An 18,930-nucleotide genomic window follows, 5' to 3' on the forward strand; every position below is an offset into this window, starting at 1 on the left:
TATAACTCTTTACCATGCTGTTCAAAAAACACTCACGAAAGATCAACACGCCCTAAACATTCACTCTACGAATCGTTTTTTATTGACTTAAAAATGAAATCATAACGACACACTAATTTGCGTAACTTAGGGTGCAAATAGGCAATCATATTACAGTGCCTATCAGGAGGATGTATGAAACCAAATCGATCTACGGTACTCACTGGACATGTAAAACACTGCCCATGCTGCTCTACCGAACTGGTCATCAAAGACCACATTCACGTTTGCCCGCGCAATGAAATTGGCGACTGTTACTTCGATGGCTATGACCAACACGAACAGCGCGCTAATACCGATTTTATCGATCATGCAAGTGCCAATGATAGCCTTGTTTACGGCATGTCAGAACACTAAGCTTTATTCAAGATTTGTTGAAGTCATTTCGCGCCAAAAAAAATGCAGCGCCAATCGAGTGATTGTTCGCTGCATTCTTAGATCCTGTAAACTTAGCTAACCATTAAAATAGAGCTAGGTAAAACGGATTACCACATTAGATCATCTGGGATCACGAAGTCTTTGTACGGGTCATCTTCGTCTACTTCGTCTGTGCTACCTGCCTGCGTATCAACGATAGATTCTTCGTCGCGCATAGCAATCTTGTTCGCTACTGCTGTTGGAATAACAACATAGCTCTCGCCTTGACGAGCAATACTTAGAATGCCTTTACTTAGTTGCTTTTGAGTCAGCTCTTCTACGTAAAGATATTTAACTAGCGTACCGTCGGTGAAGTTGTATTTGATCTCACCGTTCTTCTGTTCGATCTTGTTCATCTCAATCAGTTGCTTCACTTGAGCTTTAATTTCTTTGCTCAACTGTTGTTCTTTCAACTGTTGGTTTAGCTCTTTGTCTTTCGCTTGCTGCGCCAGTTTAGTTTCTTCAGCTGCCGCTTTTGCTTCACGAGACTGAACGCGAGACTTTTTAGAGCCTTTCTTCGCCTTCTTTAATTTTTTCTCATTTACCAAGCCAGCTTTAAGCATCTGCTCTTGGAGTGTTAACTTTGCCATGACTTTCCCAGTTCAGGATTAAAAACGGCACTATCATACCTGTTTTTGAGGTTTCTGTTTACTGAACAAGAGTAAATTACAGAACAATCGCAAAATTTATGCTGATAGCTCTAAGCTGTGTCCATATTCCCTTCTTGTTGCTCACAACCTCCACTTTACCGCGACACACAGTTTTCACTTAAGCACGCCAATATTGGCTGTTCCACCGACTCGAAAGCATTAACTGACCCTATTATTCGCGCGCGTACCACTTATCATTCCGATAAGACAATATGTTAATTTTCAATGGTTAATCAATTTTATAAAACCTTGGCATATATCTCATATTTGAATAAATGCCATAGAGTTATAACTCCAATGTCATAACTCTTGACTACGTTATTCTAGACATCAATCAATAAGGATAACGTAAACGATGAAAACTCAATGGACTTGGTTAGCTGCACTTGTGGCATCCACATCAATCGCTTCGACCTCTGCGATCGCAGACACCGACGTGTATCTCACCAATAACACCAATCAAGTGATGACCATTCAAGCCAACCACACTGGTACCGACCTGCTTCAACTCGGTGATGAGTGGCAACAGCATGTTGAACAGATTGGTCCTTGGGAGACGAAGAAGCTGATAAGTTTCAACCGCTGGACTGGTGTGAAATCTGGGAAGACCTATGAGTTTGACACTGTGGTATCAAACGCTGTGGGCGAAAGTGTCACGCTCAACCAAACCATGAAGGGACATTGGTATAACTCGACACTGCAACATGGTTTGAGTGCCGCAGACGTCAACCTAACATTGCATGACGATCGTAATATTCATCGCAGCACAACCGATGCGTTCGGGGTCAATGCAGAGCTAGCCCTCAAATCCGATTCTACAGCGCGCTATGATGATATTTATTACACCATCACCCCACCAAAAGTGGATGAGCAACCAGAGCCGGATGCCAATACACTCAAGGTCATGACTTACAACATCTGGGCGCTGCCTGCCATCGCTTCACATATTGGTGACCGCTATGACCTACTCCCTCAATATGTAAAGGGCTATGACGTGTTGGCGCTTCAAGAGGTGTTTGCTAACGGCAGAGATGAGTTCTTGCGTGAGCTTGCGAAAGAGTATCCTTATCAAACTAAAATGCTCGATAAAGATGGGATTAACATATACGACGGTGGTGTGATCATTGTCAGCCGCTATCCTATCGTTAATGAAGCGCAGTATGTTTTCCCTGATTGCACGGGCACAGATTGCTTTGCTGATAAAGGTGTTAACTACGCGGAAGTTATCAAGAATGGTCAGGCTTACCATGTTTTCGGTACCCACACGGCATCATTCGATACGGACACCGCTCGTGATTACCGACAACGTCAATTCAAGCAGATGCGTGCACTGGCGCAGTCTCTGAATATCCCGGCATCAGAAACTGTGGTTTACAGCGGTGACTTCAACGTGAACAAGCTCAAGTTCCCAGACGACTACCAACAGATGTTCGCTAACCTGCAAGCTGACGAACCAACCTACTCAGGTTACACCGCTTCTACCTTTGACCCACGCATCAACAACTTTGCGGGTGAACCTATGTCGGGTGGTGAAAACGTTGAGTATCTCGATTATGTGGTAGTGAGCTCGGAATATGCCGCCAAAGCTCATAACGACAATCGTGTGGATGTCCCAAGATCAACAAGCAGTGAGTTATGGAAGCACTACAACCTTTCAGACCACTTCCCTGTTAGCGCCGTGATCAAGTAACTCGGTGACCCAATAATGCATCGAGTTATATTAATCCTAATGCTCGTCTTAACGGCTAGCATTATTGGCTATTCGTGGTCATCAAAAACGAACGAAACAGCGCTATATTCTGCTCAACACACAGAACCTAAGCCGCGTGTTTCTACGACAACTAATGACGATAATTCCACGCCTACTGCAACCGCTAGTTCGGAAAACTCCGCATCGCACAGCAATCAAGCCCAAGCTGGAGCACTGGACGGTAAAATTCTTGCTGAAAACTTGAGTGAGCTTGAAGGCAAGGCTTTGTTCGATGAACTCGATGGGTTCTGGAAGCTTTGCCAACAACGCGATGACTGCGCAGAGCAACTCGCACGATTGAAATCAGAATTGCCGGGCATATGGTTTGAGTTACTGAGCGACTATCCGCAGCTATCGGCTGACTGGCAATTAACACAAAGCACTATCCCACTTGAATCCATAGAGACTCTTGAAGATCGTGTTGCCTTATTCAAGCAATCTGCACAGCAAGTATGGGGAGAGTTGGCCCACCAGCTATTCGCTGACCAGTTTGCTCATCTGGATTTTACGCTTGACGCCAACACCCTTGAAGAGAACGAAGCGAGCCAGTTTTTGGCCAACTATCAAGATTTGCTTAGTGAATGGCAAAACAATACGGGCACGTTAAACGCCGAAACACAGCTTCAAAAATATGAACTGGCAGTATCTTTGATACCCAGCAGCTATAGCCCTGCTGAAGTAGCATCAGTCAAAGCCGACCTTCAAGATGCCTACTTAGATGAAGCGCAGGCCAGCAACATTGCCGCGCGAGAACAACAAGTCGCACAACAGCAACAAACCGTGATGAGTTATCACGTGCAACTGGATCAGCTCAAAGCGACCTTAGGCTCTCAGCGTTCATCAAGTTATGCCACTTGGACTCAACAAGATTGGGACAGTTACTATCAGCAGCAAGTCACCGATTTCAGAGAACAGTTCTTTAGCAAGTAACGCCTTAACTTAAACCATCACGAAACTGAGCGGGCGTTTTATTGAGCCAACCTTTAAACGCCCTTCTGAAATTTGCAGGGTCGCTATAACCGAGCCTTTCACCGATGTCATCGATACTCATAGTTGTGCCGAGTAACAGCTCTTTGGCCAGTTCCACTCGAACTTCGGTAAGCAATATTTGATAACTGGAATCATGGGTCACTAGCTCTCTCCTGAGCGTACGAGAGCTACAACCAAACTCATCCGCGAGTTGCTCTATATTCGGGAAACTACCTGCGGTTTGATAAAAGATCGTTTTGATCTGGTTAGTCAGCAGGTGCTCAGAGTCCAGCGTTTGGACTATCGACTGGCAAGACGCAAGATAGCGCTTCAGTGTCGCGGCATCATGAGTCAATAAGGTTTGTGATAAAACCGAGGCATCAAAACGCAGTTCACAATGGTTTTGCTCAAAAATCACCGGGCACTGGAAGCGGTTGTCATAAAGCTTGGTGTAATTGGGACGAGCGTAAGGCAAAGCCAAAGTGTGAATATCCAACTCATGACCAGTCAGTTCTTTGAACAAAGAGACGATGGAACTTAAGAAATACTCACTGCAGAAAGGGAGCAGATCGCCCACTTCCAAGGTGTTCTCAATCTGAATCACTGCGTGCTCGGAATCTAGAAACAATTTAACCGAGAAAATAGGACCGTTCAGGCGCAGATATTTAAAGCCCGACTTGATGGCCTCCCCGACATTTTGACTGGTCGATAGCGCATAACCCAACACACCAAAGTGGCTCAAGCTAGCGTGTTCCCCCAGCCAAAGCCCTAAGCCATCGTGAGGAAAGCTCTGATTCGCCACGCTAAATAACGCTAGTTTATCAGCGTAAGTCAGCTTTCCATTCGGGTCTCGCCAATCCATGTTCGGCAAACCCACATCATTGAGTAGCCTTTCAATATCGATACCTCGTTGCTCTAGCGTATTCAACAGCAGCGCGATATCTAATGTACCCAACTGGTGCCTATGTCCGGTTGGCTTATACTCCGCGATAATCTCCAATCGTCTCTCCTTATATCGAGCCCATTCCCATCAACATGACTACTCAGCCTTAACAACACATGCTGACAAAATCGTGATTGGTAACGCGCTCTTGTCCGAATATGACCTCCCAATTCTACGCTACTCATCGCACAATGGCTTTAGTTGTTAAAATAATGTGAACCATCGCAATGATAAAAACCAACCCAGCCCCACACAGTTTGATTAATTCTAATGGTCAGCCGATCATTGGGCATTTCGATGGCATCCTTAAACACCTAAACATCGAGAACTTTGACTACCGAAACTCGATGGATTCAAAAGCAAACCCTTGGCAGAAGCACTTCCACTATAAGCAATTCCAGTTTGTCAGCATCGTCACCGACACACACATTATCGGCGTCGCTATCGCGGATATTCGCTACTTAGGCTCGGCATTTTGTTATCTGTACGACATAGAAAACAACCATCTGCAAGAGTCATCTTGGTTGAGGCCATTAGGGTTTGATAAGCATGTAACGCCTTCACCATTTGAAGGAAAGACAAGCATTGCAGATCAAAGCATTGCTTTCTATATCGAGGGCGGACAATGGCGAGTTCGCTTGAATACGAAATTCATCAAGGCCGATATTTCTTTAGAGCCTGAAACCGACAGCTTGCCCATGGCGATGTGCAGCCCAACGGGTTATTCAGGTTGGACTTACACCCAAAAGCACAATGCTTTGCGCATCAGCGGTGAAATCCAAATCAAGGGAGAATCACTCGTTCTCGAACAAGCTCGTGCCGGTTATGACTTTTCAGCGGGTTACATGAGACGTGAAACCAGTTGGCGCTGGGCAAGCATCAACACGCAATCCAATGGGACAGATATTGGCTTGAACCTCGCAGCAGGCGTCAATGAAACCGGAGGCTGCGAGAACGTTTTATGGATCAATGGAACTCGGCACTTACTTAACCCGGTACAGTTTGCGTTTAGTCGCCAAGACACCAATTTACCTTGGCAGATAACATCACAAGATGGACGTATAAACCTGACCTTTACGCCCTTAAATAATCGCAGCGAAAAGCTCAATTTATGGCTGTTAAAAAGTAACTTTCGTCAGTTCATTGGTCACTTTTCTGGCTCGATTGAAGACAACAATGGAGTGACACATCAACTCGATGGTGTTCTTGGCCTAACAGAAGATCACTTTGCTCGCTGGTAGCGAAATTTTGCTAACTGAATTTCAGGCGAGCAAGTCTAAGTAAACTTGATACTAAGAACGCGTATGGCGTCTCAACAAGGATAAAACATGAATATCGACGCATTAATCAATTACCCAGAATGGCTACTGCTGGTATTAGCGCCCTTGTTCGTGGTGTGCATGTTGGCTGAGTATTTTATCGGTCAGAAGCAAGGTCGACTGCCTGATAACTCCAGCTATAAGCTTTCAGAAGTGATGTGTAATTTCACGCTGGCGGGAATGCATCAACTCTCCGATTTGCTCACCGGGTTATTGGTCGTGCAGCTGTATCTCTGGATGTTTGGTTGGCGCTTAATGGACATTGAAATGGGCGTGCTGAGTTTTGTTGTATTGATGGTGTTGCAAGACTTTTGCTATTACTGGTTCCACAGAGCAAGCCATCGTGTTCGCTGGATGTGGGCAGCACACGTGGCACACCACAGTTCAGAAAGCATGAACTTCAGTACGGCTTTCCGTCAAAGCTTAATGTATCCACTTGCTGGGATGTGGCTTTTCTGGATACCGTTGGTCATCATAGGTTTTGCCCCTAAGTGGGTCATCTTTGTGGTGCTTCTCAATCTAGGTTTGCAGTTCTTCGTCCATACACAATGGATACGAAGCTTGGGGCCACTTGAATACATCTTTAATACCCCTTCGCATCATCGAGTACATCACGGCAAAAACCCGCAATACATTGATAAGAACTACGCCGGCGTTCTTATTATCTGGGATAAGTTATTTGGTACATTCGAACCTGAAGTTGAAACTGTACGTTATGGCGTCACCAAACCCGTGAACAGTTTTAATCCGATAGTGGTCACCTTTCAAGAATGGAAGGCCATATTCAAAGATTTGAAGAACCGAGAGTTAACCATGAAGCAGAAAGTCCAGTTGATACTCTCGCCTCCATCGGATTAAACGGACGATAGACAGATTGTATTAACTAAGAAACCGCCTCAATTGGATTCAAAACCTTCCCTACCGACTCGATTGAATAGTAAAGCACCGTTTTCCGGCAATTTATTTGTGATCTGGGTTGCACGCGTACCGCATACTATCAGATACTGAACAAAACTAACCTTCAGCCACAGTAAACGTTCCGCGCTTGCTGTTCAGGAAATTCAATGAGTTCAGATAATCAGCCGACCTACTTCTTTTTCGATTACGAAACGTGGGGCGTTAGCCCAGCAAAAGACCGTCCGAGTCAATTTGCGGGTGTTCGTACCGACCAAGATTTTAATGTTATTGGAGAGCCTCTGGTTATCTATTGCCAACCTCCCGCTGATTACCTCCCTGCGCCTGAAGCTGCACTGATCACCCGTATCACACCACAAAAAGCGGCTTCACAAGGTCTTCCTGAACCAGAGTTTATCGCTAAGATCCATGCTGAGTTAGCCAAACCAAACACCACAAGCCTTGGCTACAACAGTATTCGATTCGATGATGAAGTAACGCGTTACACCTGTTACCGAAACTTCATCGACCCATATGCGTGGAGTTGGCAGAACGGCAACTCGCGTTGGGATCTGTTAGATGTAATGCGCGCTGTTCACGCACTGCGCCCTGAAGGCATTGTTTGGCCAGAGAACGAAGAAGGTTATCCAAGCTTCAAACTGGAACACCTATCTGTGGCAAACGGCATTGAACATGAGAACGCGCACGATGCGATGGCCGATGTTATTGCGACCATCGAGTTAGCGAAGAAGCTGAAAGCTGCACAACCTAAGATGTTCGATTACCTCTACAACATGCGTCATAAGCGTAAGCTGAATGACCTGGTTGATATTGTAAACATGACACCATTGATGCACGTTTCGGGCATGTTTGGCCGTGACTGCAACTACACAAGTTGGATTGTGCCTATGGCTTGGCACCCAACCAATCAAAATGCCGTTATCGTGGTTGATTTAGCCAAAGATCCAAGCCCACTGTTAGAACTGGACGCTGATGAACTCAGAGACAGACTCTACACCAAACGCAGTGAACTGGGTGAAGACGAGCTACCCGTACCAATCAAATTGGTTCAACTGAACAAGTGCCCTATTCTTGCTCCAGCTAAAACGCTGACGGCTGAAAATGCCGAAACCATCGGTATTGATCGCCAACAATGCTTGAAGAACTTGGCACTGCTGCGCGAACACCCAGAGATCCGCGAAAAACTGATCGGCCTGTACTCACAAGAGCGAGAGTACGAAAAGAGTGATGATGTTGATACACACCTTTATGACGGTTTCTTCTCACCTGCTGATAAAACAGCGATGAACATCATTCGCGAAACTGACCCAAATAACTTGGCAGCTTTAGATATCACCTTCGGTGATGAACGTATTAAACCGTTACTGTTCCGTTACCGTGCGCGTAACTTCCCATGGACGCTCGACGAAGCTGAGCAATTGAAATGGGCGAACCATTGTCGTGAGTTTTATGAAAGCCGTTTAGAAGAGTACATGCTCAACCTTGAAAACCTCGCGCATGAACATGAAAGCGACGAGAAGAAAATGGCTATCTTGAAGGCGGTTTATCAATACGTAGAAAAGTTAGCTAGCTAATTCCATTATCAAGAGACGTAACACTTTGAAAGAAAGATTGATCCAACTGGTTTACTGCTTAATCTCCTTCACCTTAATCATAGGTGCACTTACAGCAGGTAACGCGTTACAGCACTTTTTGGATACCTCAATCCCAGGCAGTATTTTTGGCATGTTGATTCTGTTTGCCGCCATGGTGATTGGTATTGTTCCTTCGCACTGGGTACAGCCCGGTGCAAGCTTGATTATCCGCCTAATGATCTTACTGTTTGTTCCGATCAGTGTTGGGTTGATGGATCACTTCGACATGCTCATCGCGAACGCATTGCCAATTATGGCGAGCGCCGTTGGTGGCACGTTGCTGGTGTTGGTGTCCTTATCATGGTTTTTAGACCGCTTGCTTTCGAGAGGTAACTGATCATGTGGATTCTACTTACCATCGTGGTATTCCTGTTTGCTCGCTGGGTAAGTCAAAAAGTAAACTCACCGCTATGTAATCCCCTGCTTATCAGCATTGGTATCATCATTCCGATACTCACGTTCTTCAAAGTACCGTTTGAGACTTACTATGCCGACAACACCTGGATTACCTACATGCTTCAGCCTGCGGTTGTTGCCCTTGCTTACCCGCTTTACGAACAGCTACCTCAAATCAGAGCCAACTGGCGCATCATTACCTTTGCTTGCACGCTAGGCAGTGTGATGTCGATGACAACAACGGCATTAATAGCAGTGGCTTTTAAAGCTGACTTAACTTTGATTGCGAGTTTATTAGGTAAGTCAGTCACCACACCAATTGCGATGGAAGTATCGAGTCATTTAGGTGGTGAAGCAGCGATTGCGGCAATACTGGTATTGATTGTTGGTCTGTTTGGGGCAATTTTTGCTTACCCAATCTACAATCTCATTGGTATTAAGAGCCCTATTGCCCGAGGTTTAACCATGGGTACCGTGTCTCACGCTTTAGGTACGGCAACTTGTGCTGAAAAGAATCAGGAAGATGCAGCATTCAGTTCGTTGGCATTGGTTCTTTGTGGGATTATCACCTCAATCATTGCACCGAGTATATTTTCGCTCGTGGTTTGGTTCTATTCTTAACCACTTTGATTACAGTTTATACGCGCTCTAATAGATGAATTGGTAAATAGCTAAACTCACTGGTTCGCGACTTTTAGGCGTTACAGATATCAATAAGCCCAAGCATAACCTGATTATTTCAGTGATAGCTTGGGCTTTTTGCTCGCAATTACTCGGCAATAGCAGTCAAATCGCGCCCTGTTTAGGCCAATAAGTGGGATATCAATGGTAGTTTTTACTCTTGCAATCGATTTCATCTGTGACCTCACTCTAATTATGCAAACCAATGTAACAACAACAGCGCAGTAGCGATCAAAGTCACAGAAAATTCCTGAGCATTGCATAGAATTAAAGCCTAAGGTCAATTAAGGATTCAACATGAACAGTCGTATTACCCTGGCGCTGGAAAGTGCTCCAACAGCAATCAAAGCACTTTTGAGTGACATCGTATTAGCAGACAACTTTGACGCGACATTGTCTCCAGAACAATTTGCTAGCCTACTGCAAGCAAGTGGTTTAGCGGATGACGAGCTACGTATTGCGCTACTTCCTTTTGCCGCAGCCTATTCTTACGCTCCGTTATCTGACTTTTATGTTGGTGCAATCGTGCGTGGTTTGTCTGGCACTCTGTATTTTGGTGCAAACCTTGAAATCGCTGGTGCTCAACTTGGCCAAACAGTACACGCTGAGCAATCTGCAATCAGCCACGCTTGGATGAAAGGCGAGCAAGGTATCTCTGATATCACAATCAATTTCAGCCCTTGTGGTCACTGTCGTCAATTCATGAACGAACTGACCACAGCAAAAGAACTTAAAGTTCAGCTTCCACAACGTGATGAAATGTCTCTGCAAGAGTACCTACCAGACTCATTCGGCCCTGCTGACTTAGGTGTGACGACTGGCCTAATGACTAAGCTTGATCATAAGCACACGACTGAAGAAACAACGCCTATTGTTGTAGAAGCGCTAGCAGCACTAAACCGCAGCCATGCTCCTTACACCAAAAACCTAAGTGGTGTTTCACTGCAATTGACGTCGGGTGAGATTTTCACCGGTGCTTACGCTGAAAACGCAGCGTTCAACCCGAGCTTACCTCCTCTACAAGTGGCGTTGATTCAACTTAAACTGGCTGGCTTCGATTTTGAACAGATTGAAAGTGCAGCGTTGGTTGAAATTGCCGAAGGTAGCATCAGTCACCTAGCGGATACGCAATCTACATTAGAAGCGATTAATCCCTACATTCCAGTGACTTACTTAGCAATCTAAGTACATCTAATTAACAAAGTTTTAAATAAGCAGCCCTATTTAACGGGGCTGCTTTTTTTATACCTGTAATTAACGCAACAACTTGCGCAAACGTTTGCTTTTATCATTGAAATAAGTATGATCACCCCGTTTTCAATCAATCGCTCAAAAGATCGGAAGGAATTTCTATGTTTGGTACTGCTACTCGTGAAAATGCTACTCGTGTACTTCTATTAGGTTCAGGTGAACTCGGCAAAGAAGTTGCTATCGAGTGCCAACGTTTAGGCTTGGAAGTTATTGCATGTGACCGTTACGCAGACGCACCCGCAATGCAAGTTGCACATCGTAGTCATGTATTAGACATGTTAGACGGCGATGCACTGCAAGCAGTCATTGAACTTGAAAAACCAGATTATGTGGTTCCTGAAATTGAAGCTATTGCCACCAGCAAGTTGGTAGAGCTGGAAGCGCAAGGCTTAAATGTCGTTCCCACTGCAAATGCGACTAAGCTAACGATGAACCGCGAAGGTATCCGTCGCCTAGCTGCAGAAGAGCTAAAGCTGAGCACTTCTCCTTACCGCTTTGCAGACACCTTTGAAGACTTCGCTGCCGCTGTTGAATTCGTGGGCATGCCTTGCGTTGTTAAACCAGTAATGAGCTCTTCAGGTAAAGGTCAAAGCGTTATCAAAACAGAAGAAGATATTCAGAAGTCTTGGGACTACGCACAAGAAGGCGGTCGTACTGGCGCAGGTCGTGTGATCGTTGAAGGCTTCATCGACTTTGATTACGAGATCACCCTTCTAACCGTTCGCGCAGTCGACGGTGTTCACTTCTGTGCGCCTATCGGTCACCGCCAAGAAGACGGAGATTACCGTGAATCATGGCAGCCACAAGTGATGTCAGACAACGCACTTAAAACAGCGCAATACACCGCTGAACAAGTGGTTAATGCACTAGGTGGTCACGGTATCTTCGGCGTAGAGCTGTTTGTTAAAGGCGATCACGTTATCTTCAACGAAGTATCCCCTCGTCCACACGATACTGGCTTAGTGACTCTTATGTCTCAAGACTCATCGGAATTCGCACTGCACGTACGCGCCTTTACTGGTATGCCGATCAAATCCATCACGCAATACGGCCCGTGTGCATCAGCGGTTATTCTGGGCCAAGGCACTTCAACCAACATTCGTTTTGAAGGTCTTACAGAGGCGCTAGACGCACCACAGACGCAAGTTCGCTTGTTTGGTAAACCTGATATCGATGGTCGCCGTCGTCTAGGTGTGGCGCTGACTCGTCGCAACAGCACTGAGACTGCGATTGAAGATGCAATTGAGAGTGCTTCTAAAGTAAAAGTAATTTACTAACCTGCTATTCAATTCTGAACAATCACGATTTCAAATCTGAACAACAAAAAAGACGGGCTATCGAGCCCGTCTTTTTGTTGGTGTTATCTTTTCGTAAGCAAACTGAGCTTAGACTTCCGACTCAATCAAGTACACTTCCTCATTGAATCGAGACAAACCTTTCTTAGCAATCTTAGGGTGCTCTTGGTCTGCAATGTCTTGGTTCAATAACGTAATCTTGTAACCCGCAAACAACTGATCGATCTCTAGTTTAGGCACGCTAAACGGAGGCCCCGCCATCTCGCTTTGGTCATAATCTAGAGTCACCAGAAGGATCTTACCACCCGGTTTCAGCAGTTGTTTTAAACGCTCTACATACTGCACTCGCATCTCTTCAGGCAATGCGACTAAAGACGCGCGATCATAAATGGTATCGACAGGCTGGATTGGCGCTGTAAAGTAATCGCCCGTGTAGATGTTCAGTTCATCGAATTGATACAGCTCGTGCTGACCGCTAATTTGAGTCACAGTCGGGGTGTAAAGGTGCTCTGCAAAAAATGCGCGAACCGCAATCTGGCTTAACTCGACACCTTGAACATCTTCATGCTTTGAAGCTAGCCAAATCAGATCTTCACTTTTACCACAAAGTGGAACAAACACACTCTTCTCGTAGCTAGGCTCAGTCTTTTCCCAAAATTTAATCAGAAGTGGGTTTACATCTTCGAGGTGGAAACCAATTTGGTTGGCTGCCCATTTATTGTGCCAAAATTCAGGATTATTCATCTTTCGTTCATGTTAAACAGTCATAATGCAAGGGTACAGTATAGAGAAGTAAGAGCAACCTTAGCTTGGTTTAAAGTACCAAATTGGTTTCCATAAAATCAGAAACTGGCTAAGTTCAAAGTTCTGATAATTGCGGAACTAACGGTTGGATAATTTGTCTATATCTTCACATTTTAAAGCAATATTAAACGTTAGAGTTGGTTTCTGTCTTAGCTAGCCCCATTTAATATGTAGTGAGTTTAGTTAAGCTGTTTTACTCTTGTGCGTTACTGGTTACCCCTTTTGACTACCCGTTTTTTGTAACCTTGTATTTTGGAGTTTGAATGAGTGTATTTCTCCGTACGACGGCCCTAATGCTTTTGGTATTGAGCCGAGCGCCTGCATTCGCAGCAGCACCTGTTTCAACAAGTTCAACAGATCAAACGCGCACTCCTGCGCAAAACCAAGTATCTTCAAACGTATTCCGTCATAGTTTGAGCGGCCTTTACGGCATCAAAGCCTTCGACTCACGCCCGACTCAGCCTTACACCGACTTCGATATTCTGTACAGCAAAGCGCATCAAGGCCAAGCTGAACTAGAGACTATCTGTAAAAGTACTGCCCTACTAACCAATTCTGAAGCGCTATTTGCTGGCGTTAAATCTCAAGCTCGTGCAGAAGAAAAAATCGCCCTTGAGCTTGATGGTGATGTGACAAAAATTACCGACTTAGCCCGTGCAACTATCATCGCGAACGATGTAGAGAGCTTGGTTGAAGTTTACGAAGCGCTAAGCCGTGAAGCAGACGTTGTAAAGCTGAAAAACAAGTTTAAATCACCAGCTGACTCTGGTTACCGTGACCTTAACTTGTTGGTTCGTTTGCCTAAAACCAACATCATTGCAGAGGTTCAACTTCACTTAAAAGCGATTGCTGATGTGAAAAGTGGTCCTGAGCACGAGCTGTACGAAATTATCCAAGGCATTGAGCGTCACGCAATTGCGGAACATCGCCCAATCAACGATATCGAGGCCGCACAAATCAATAGCTTAAGACGCCAATCGCTAGAGCTTTACCAACAAGCATGGCAACCGTACATTACAACGCACATTAAAGCGGCTTAACACATAGATAGGCTATTCCAATAAACATCACAAGGGCTGCAGTCGCAGCCCTTTTTAGTACTTGTTGAGTAGCCTCTCCACTTCCTATCCCAAATAATCAGATCGTTTAAATTTAGATCTCAGTCTCTTTTCTCCGTCGAACATTTCTGTTTCTATAGCGAATAAGCTTCTGACAAGAAAAGGAATTACGTCAATGCAGAATAACAAATCCATGCTTTCCATCGCGCTACTTGCTGCGTTTTCTGTACACGCTAGTGCTGACGAATGCGGAAAGATCACCATTGCAGACATGAACTGGAACTCGGCGAGCCTATTGCTCATGTCGACCAATTCATTTTGAATAACGGCTACGGCTGTGAAGCGGACTTAATCCCCGGTGATAGCGTCCCTACGGGCACGTCAATGATTGAAAAAGGTCAACCTGATGTTGCGCCAGAGCTTTGGACTAATGGCATCAAAGAAGCGTTGGATAAGGGTGTTGCGGATAAGCGTCTACGTTACGCGGGCAAGTCTTTGGTCAACGGCGGTGAAGAAGGTTTCTGGGTACCAAACTACCTTGTTGAACAGTACCCAGAGCTTACAACCATTGAAGGTGTGATTAAAAACGCAAAGCTGTTTGAACACCCAGAAGATGATGAGAAGTTTGCGTTTTATAGCTGCCCTGCGGGTTGGACTTGTCAGATTACCTCCGGTCACCTGTTCGATGCGCTTAAGTTAGAAGATCACAATTTTGAAATGGTTGATCCCGGCTCAGGCGCCGCTTTAGCAGGTACGATAGCGAAAGCTTACGAACGCAAAAAAGCATGGTTTGGATATTACTGGTCGCCTACGCCTGTGCTAGGTAAGTATGAAATGGTGAAGGTTGATTTCGGAAGTGGTACTGACATTGAGGAATTCCGTAACTGTACGACACAACCTGATTGTGAATCTCCTAAAGTGACCATGTATCCACCAGCACCGGTTCACACAATCACCACAGAAGCCTTTGCTAATAACGAACCTCTTGCCTACCAATACTTTGAAAAGCGTGGTTTTACCAATAAACAAATGAGTGAGTTGCTGGCCTGGATGGAAGACAACCAAGCCGACGCCGAAGAAACCATGTATTACTTTCTAGAAAGCTCACCACAGGTATGGAAGCCTTGGGTGTCTGAAGACATCGCAAGTAAGGTTCAACAAGCCCTTTAGAGTGAAGATTCAAAGTCAGAGGCCTAGCCTCTGTTTTCGCATCTAAAGCAAGTTCTTACCGGACAGTAAATAGATGGAGTTTGAGAAAGGTTACTAAAAATTAAAGAAATGCGTTTAGCTTAAACTCTATGCAGATACAAAAAGACCACGCTAGGCGTGGTCTATTGCTTGGCTACTTCTCGATTTTAATATTTTCGACACGGGCCTTTAGTTTTTGTCCCGGTCTAAAAGTAACAACACGTCGAGCAGAAATTGGAATGTCTTCACCAGTTTTCGGGTTACGACCAGGTCGCTCGTTTTTCTCGCGAAGATCAAAATTACCAAAACCAGACAGTTTTACCTGTTCGCCATTTTCGAGCGCTTTACGAACTTCTTCGAAAAACACTTCCACCGTTTCCTTGGCATCCCGCTTGCTGTATCCGAGTGTCTCAAACAGGTTCTCAGCCAAATCGGCCTTCGTGAGTGCCATAAAACTTTCCTCAAAGCTATGTTAAACATTGCTACCATCGCCAGTAGCGCCAAAGCATTTACCCTATTCAATCAATGAGATAAGGTCATTTACAAGGAAAGTGTATGCCAAGCTTCTGATTTTCGCCAACTTTTTTATCTTAACTATTTAATTATTCTTTCAAATCAGAAAGATAACTCGCTTCAAATTTCACATATATAGCTAAAAACCATCTACTCAACAGTAACGAAATGGAGTTATATTCCATACAAACAACCATTAATAGAATTTAAAACTTTAGCGAACTAAATAATAATTTTTGAGACTTTTCTCCGATACCCAATAAAATCAGCCACTTGATTTGATATGGGACTCAACAAAGGTTACTAAATAAGCGTTATTAAATATAAGATTTGTATCATTTCAGAATTTAATTCGAATTCACTTATAAAAGCCTATGTTCTTTTGAGGTTTTCGGTTACAACTTAACAGAGGATGGCTTGACGGAATCAGAACTCGATGAGTGTATCGAAATCAGAATAGAAATGATCGGTCTAGAAATAGAATATGATCTTGAGAGCCAGTTACTTGCGTGTATGGTTAGTTGATTGCTTAGTAAGTTGGTTATTTAAATAACTTCACTTCTTCGACATAGAATAAGACCTCACAAGTGCGAGGTCTTATTTGTCATTCAAAGCTGCTTATGCAATATCAGTTTTCTTCAATCACTTTTGTTCCGCAAGTGTTTGTGTCGCTTTGGTCTTCGATGAACTCGCAGGTTTCACAATCAAACCAATCCCGACAAGAAACAGTACAGATGCAACAACTTGAGCGACTGACAATACTTCGTCATACATAAAGTAACCACTTATCAACGCGAATATTGGCACTAGCAAGGTTAACGGCGCTGTCGTGCTTAACGGGTATTGAATTAATAACTTATTCCACACCCAATAACCAAATAGCGTGGTTGGATAAGCCTGAAACAGCACCGCAATCGTCGTGTTCCAGTCCCATTGTTCAATACCCTGCCAGATAATTTGGTCACCGTGTAACATCACGGCAAACAACACCAATGGCACCGGAGCAAACAGCATCCCCCACACATTAAATGCAAAAGCCTGAGTGGTTTTAGATGCCTTAACAATCACACCCATCAAGGTCCAGCTGCATGCCGCTATCATAATCAAGATAACACCATTGAGTGTCACGTTGCCCGTTGCTGCGGAAACCAACACCGCTAACGCACACATCGCTAGCATCGCACCCATTAATTTACGAACGGAAGCACTCTCCTTGAACACCCACACGCCAACCGCCATGCCGATTAATACGTTGGTTGAAAGCAAGACCGATGAAAGCCCCGAAGACAAACCCGCAGTAATCGACCATGAAGCCATACCCCAAATTCCCACACCGAACACAAAGCCATAACTGACTAAGTAGCGCCAAGCGACATTAGGTCTCGCCACGAAAAATATCACCGGAATCACCGCTAACGAAAAACGTGCTGCAGTGGCCAATAATGGATGAACGTTGGTCACGCCCATCTTGATCATCGAGAAATTGAACCCCCAAATTGCCATAACGAATACCGCTAACAACAAATCATTTCTTTTCATACTCACCCCTCCTTTGTTTTGAATGAGTATCCCTTGAACAATAAAACCAGTACAGATACAATTTTTATAATAAAAACCAGTACAGTTAATAGCGGTCGTGACAATGAGCATTTACAGAAAGCTAGCCAATCAGTTTATCGATGAGATAGAAACCGGCAAAAGACCGGAAGGCGGACGCATGCCTTCGCTGCGTCAATTGGCCAAGCAACAGGCGATCAGCATGTCGACCGTGGTGAGCTGCTACCAAGAATTAGAATCACAAGGCTGGATACATTCTCGACCGCAAGCAGGGTATTTTGTTTCTCCTCATAAACCTGCTCACTCAACCCCAGAGTGGGCACAGTTTGAGAGTAAGGTGTCGAGCGTCAAGCAAAACTCATCGACTCACAACTCAATCAATGGATCTTTAGGGGTCTCAAGCACCACCAATGATCAACAGTCGGTCGTTGAACTGGAACGTAGTTTTCGCCGCGCTATTAGGCGTATGAGCAGCAGGCTAAACCATTACCCAGATACACAAGGTGAGCCAATGTTACGTCAGGCATTATCCACTCACTTTGCCAAGCTCGATGTACACTTTTCACCTGAAGAGATGGTGATTACGGCAGGCTGTATGTCAGCGATTAAGGCTGCGCTTGAATCGTGTACCAAACAAGGCGATACCATCGCTATTAGCTCGCCATGTTTCAACGGTATTCTGGAATTGCTCGGACAAATGTCGCGAAAAATCATCGAGATCCCGTCTCTAGATGATGGTGTCGACTTGCAACAACTGGAAGCGCATTTGAAAAATAAACAAGTCGATGCCGCGATCTTTTGTACCTCTCATATGAACCCTCAAGGGATCAACATGTCAGCCACTCAAAAGCAGAAACTGGCTGAATTAGCGAATCACTATCGAGTGCCGATCATTGAAGATGATGTGTATCTGGAACTGTCCTACTCCTCACACACGCCGCTCCCCGCGAAATACTACGACAAAGGCGGTTTTGTCTTATGGTGTGGATCAGTATCGAAAAGTTTGTCACCGAGTTACCGTTTGGGATGGTGCTTGCCGGGCAGGTTTATCAACGAATACAAGGCTCAGTTCTCAGCTGCGAGCTACGGCGTTGCCCTGCCCACTCAGCTTGCGGTTGCTGACTTTATTGGATCTGGCCAATACGCTAAGCACGTGAGGAGAAGATGCACTCAGATCTTGTCTTTGCGCCAACAATACCTAAGTTATTTGGCTCAGCACCTTCCTCAAGATGTGAAGATAAGTAATCCACAAGGTGGCATGGTGCTTTGGCTGCAAATCCCAAGCTTGAACCAGTCAGCCTTTGCTCAGGGCATTACCGAGAAGAACATTGATATTAGGCTTGGACACCTGTTCAGCACTCTCGACCTTTACAGCAATTGCTTACGCATCAATATTGGGTATTCGTTAGAGGGTGGAGCCAAGCAGCAATTGGATGCCTTAATCGAGCTTATCCATATTCACAGCTAACAGCACGTAGCACGTAGCACGTAGCACGTAGCACGTAGCACGTAGCCTTTCAAAATCCGCTTTTTTAAATGCCTTCGAATGCC

General features: G+C 44.9%; 17 protein-coding genes and 2 pseudogenes. 14 read left to right on the forward strand and 5 right to left on the reverse strand.

Annotation, left to right across the window (positions count from 1 at the left end; genetic code table 11):
- Window positions 1-174: 174 nt before the first annotated feature.
- Window positions 175-396 carry a hypothetical protein gene (locus tag AB6D06_RS13795; RefSeq protein ID WP_017059142.1) on the forward strand — a complete coding sequence of 74 codons (222 nt, stop codon included), beginning with the start codon at window positions 175-177 and terminating at the stop codon, window positions 394-396.
- Window positions 397-524: 128 nt separating this feature from the next.
- On the opposite strand, the gene AB6D06_RS13800 is transcribed toward AB6D06_RS13795, so the two are convergent.
- Window positions 525-1,046 carry a DUF2058 domain-containing protein gene (locus AB6D06_RS13800; protein WP_010441213.1) on the reverse strand — a complete coding sequence of 174 codons (522 nt, stop codon included), beginning with the start codon at window positions 1,044-1,046 and terminating at the stop codon, window positions 525-527.
- Between the two features lie 415 nt (window positions 1,047-1,461).
- Between AB6D06_RS13800 and AB6D06_RS13805 the strand changes: the two genes are divergently transcribed.
- Both AB6D06_RS13805 and AB6D06_RS13810 read left to right on the forward strand, forming a co-directional pair.
- Window positions 1,462-2,796, forward strand: a complete 1,335-nt coding sequence (locus AB6D06_RS13805) for a sphingomyelin phosphodiesterase (RefSeq protein ID WP_229647258.1) — start codon at window positions 1,462-1,464, stop codon at window positions 2,794-2,796.
- Window positions 2,797-2,835: 39 nt separating this feature from the next.
- A complete protein-coding gene (locus tag AB6D06_RS13810) occupies window positions 2,836-3,786 on the forward strand; it encodes a chromosome partitioning protein ParA (protein ID WP_372110620.1) in 951 nt (316 codons plus the stop codon).
- Between the two features lie 4 nt (window positions 3,787-3,790).
- Here AB6D06_RS13810 and AB6D06_RS13815 read toward each other — a convergent pair whose 3' ends face one another.
- Entirely contained in the window at window positions 3,791-4,825 is a 1,035-nt protein-coding gene (locus AB6D06_RS13815; protein WP_372110555.1) for an AraC family transcriptional regulator, read from the reverse strand.
- Between the two features lie 170 nt (window positions 4,826-4,995).
- Between AB6D06_RS13815 and AB6D06_RS13820 the strand changes: the two genes are divergently transcribed.
- From AB6D06_RS13820 to purT, 7 genes are all read left to right on the forward strand, one after another.
- Window positions 4,996-6,009 carry a DUF2804 domain-containing protein gene (locus AB6D06_RS13820; RefSeq protein ID WP_017070924.1) on the forward strand — a complete coding sequence of 338 codons (1,014 nt, stop codon included), beginning with the start codon at window positions 4,996-4,998 and terminating at the stop codon, window positions 6,007-6,009.
- A gap of 87 nt (window positions 6,010-6,096) precedes the next feature.
- Window positions 6,097-6,945 (forward strand): sterol desaturase family protein, encoded by an 849-nt coding sequence (locus AB6D06_RS13825; RefSeq protein ID WP_017059137.1) that lies wholly within the window; start codon window positions 6,097-6,099, stop codon window positions 6,943-6,945.
- Window positions 6,946-7,151: 206 nt separating this feature from the next.
- Window positions 7,152-8,576, forward strand: a complete 1,425-nt coding sequence (gene sbcB / locus AB6D06_RS13830) for an exodeoxyribonuclease I (protein ID WP_017080644.1) — start codon at window positions 7,152-7,154, stop codon at window positions 8,574-8,576.
- A gap of 25 nt (window positions 8,577-8,601) precedes the next feature.
- Window positions 8,602-8,973 (forward strand): CidA/LrgA family protein, encoded by a 372-nt coding sequence (locus AB6D06_RS13835; RefSeq protein WP_004734867.1) that lies wholly within the window; start codon window positions 8,602-8,604, stop codon window positions 8,971-8,973.
- A gap of 2 nt (window positions 8,974-8,975) precedes the next feature.
- Window positions 8,976-9,653: an LrgB family protein gene (locus AB6D06_RS13840; protein ID WP_108208507.1), complete on the forward strand. Its 678-nt coding sequence runs from the start codon at window positions 8,976-8,978 to the stop codon at window positions 9,651-9,653.
- 357 nt (window positions 9,654-10,010) lie between these two features.
- The gene (cdd, locus tag AB6D06_RS13845) at window positions 10,011-10,898 is read left to right on the forward strand and encodes a cytidine deaminase (RefSeq protein WP_372110559.1); all 888 of its coding nucleotides are present in this window, start codon (window positions 10,011-10,013) and stop codon (window positions 10,896-10,898) included.
- Between the two features lie 167 nt (window positions 10,899-11,065).
- On the forward strand, window positions 11,066-12,241 hold the full coding sequence (gene purT / locus AB6D06_RS13850; RefSeq protein WP_017077980.1) for a formate-dependent phosphoribosylglycinamide formyltransferase: 1,176 nt from the start codon (window positions 11,066-11,068) through the stop codon (window positions 12,239-12,241).
- 108 nt (window positions 12,242-12,349) lie between these two features.
- Here the strand turns inward: purT and AB6D06_RS13855 are convergent, their stop codons facing one another.
- Entirely contained in the window at window positions 12,350-13,003 is a 654-nt protein-coding gene (locus tag AB6D06_RS13855; protein WP_372101282.1) for a thiopurine S-methyltransferase, read from the reverse strand.
- A 323-nt stretch (window positions 13,004-13,326) separates the two neighbouring features.
- On the opposite strand from AB6D06_RS13855, the gene AB6D06_RS13860 reads away from it, so the two are divergent.
- Together AB6D06_RS13860 and AB6D06_RS13865 are read left to right on the forward strand one after the other, a co-directional pair.
- Window positions 13,327-14,103 (forward strand): RelA/SpoT domain-containing protein, encoded by a 777-nt coding sequence (locus tag AB6D06_RS13860; protein WP_017059130.1) that lies wholly within the window; start codon window positions 13,327-13,329, stop codon window positions 14,101-14,103.
- A 193-nt stretch (window positions 14,104-14,296) separates the two neighbouring features.
- A pseudogene (locus AB6D06_RS13865) lies at window positions 14,297-15,291 on the forward strand (ABC transporter substrate-binding protein).
- 172 nt (window positions 15,292-15,463) lie between these two features.
- On the opposite strand, the gene ihfA reads toward AB6D06_RS13865, so the two are convergent.
- Window positions 15,464-15,760 (reverse strand): integration host factor subunit alpha, encoded by a 297-nt coding sequence (gene ihfA, locus AB6D06_RS13870; protein WP_004734853.1) that lies wholly within the window; start codon window positions 15,758-15,760, stop codon window positions 15,464-15,466.
- A 449-nt stretch (window positions 15,761-16,209) separates the two neighbouring features.
- Between ihfA and AB6D06_RS13875 the strand changes: the two are divergent.
- Window positions 16,210-16,347 (forward strand): annotated as a pseudogene (locus tag AB6D06_RS13875) (GTP-binding protein); the annotation flags it as partial.
- Between the two features lie 117 nt (window positions 16,348-16,464).
- On the opposite strand, the gene AB6D06_RS13880 reads toward AB6D06_RS13875, so the two are convergent.
- Window positions 16,465-17,361 (reverse strand): EamA family transporter, encoded by an 897-nt coding sequence (locus AB6D06_RS13880; protein WP_102490665.1) that lies wholly within the window; start codon window positions 17,359-17,361, stop codon window positions 16,465-16,467.
- A 103-nt stretch (window positions 17,362-17,464) separates the two neighbouring features.
- On the opposite strand from AB6D06_RS13880, the gene AB6D06_RS13885 reads away from it, so the two are divergent.
- Window positions 17,465-18,847 carry a PLP-dependent aminotransferase family protein gene (locus tag AB6D06_RS13885; RefSeq protein WP_372110563.1) on the forward strand — a complete coding sequence of 461 codons (1,383 nt, stop codon included), beginning with the start codon at window positions 17,465-17,467 and terminating at the stop codon, window positions 18,845-18,847.
- Window positions 18,848-18,930: the final 83 nt, after the last annotated feature.

Origin of the sequence: Vibrio sp. 10N.239.311.G01 (genome assembly GCF_041465805.1) — a bacterium.
In the GTDB taxonomy this organism is placed as follows: domain Bacteria; phylum Pseudomonadota; class Gammaproteobacteria; order Enterobacterales; family Vibrionaceae; genus Vibrio; species Vibrio crassostreae_C.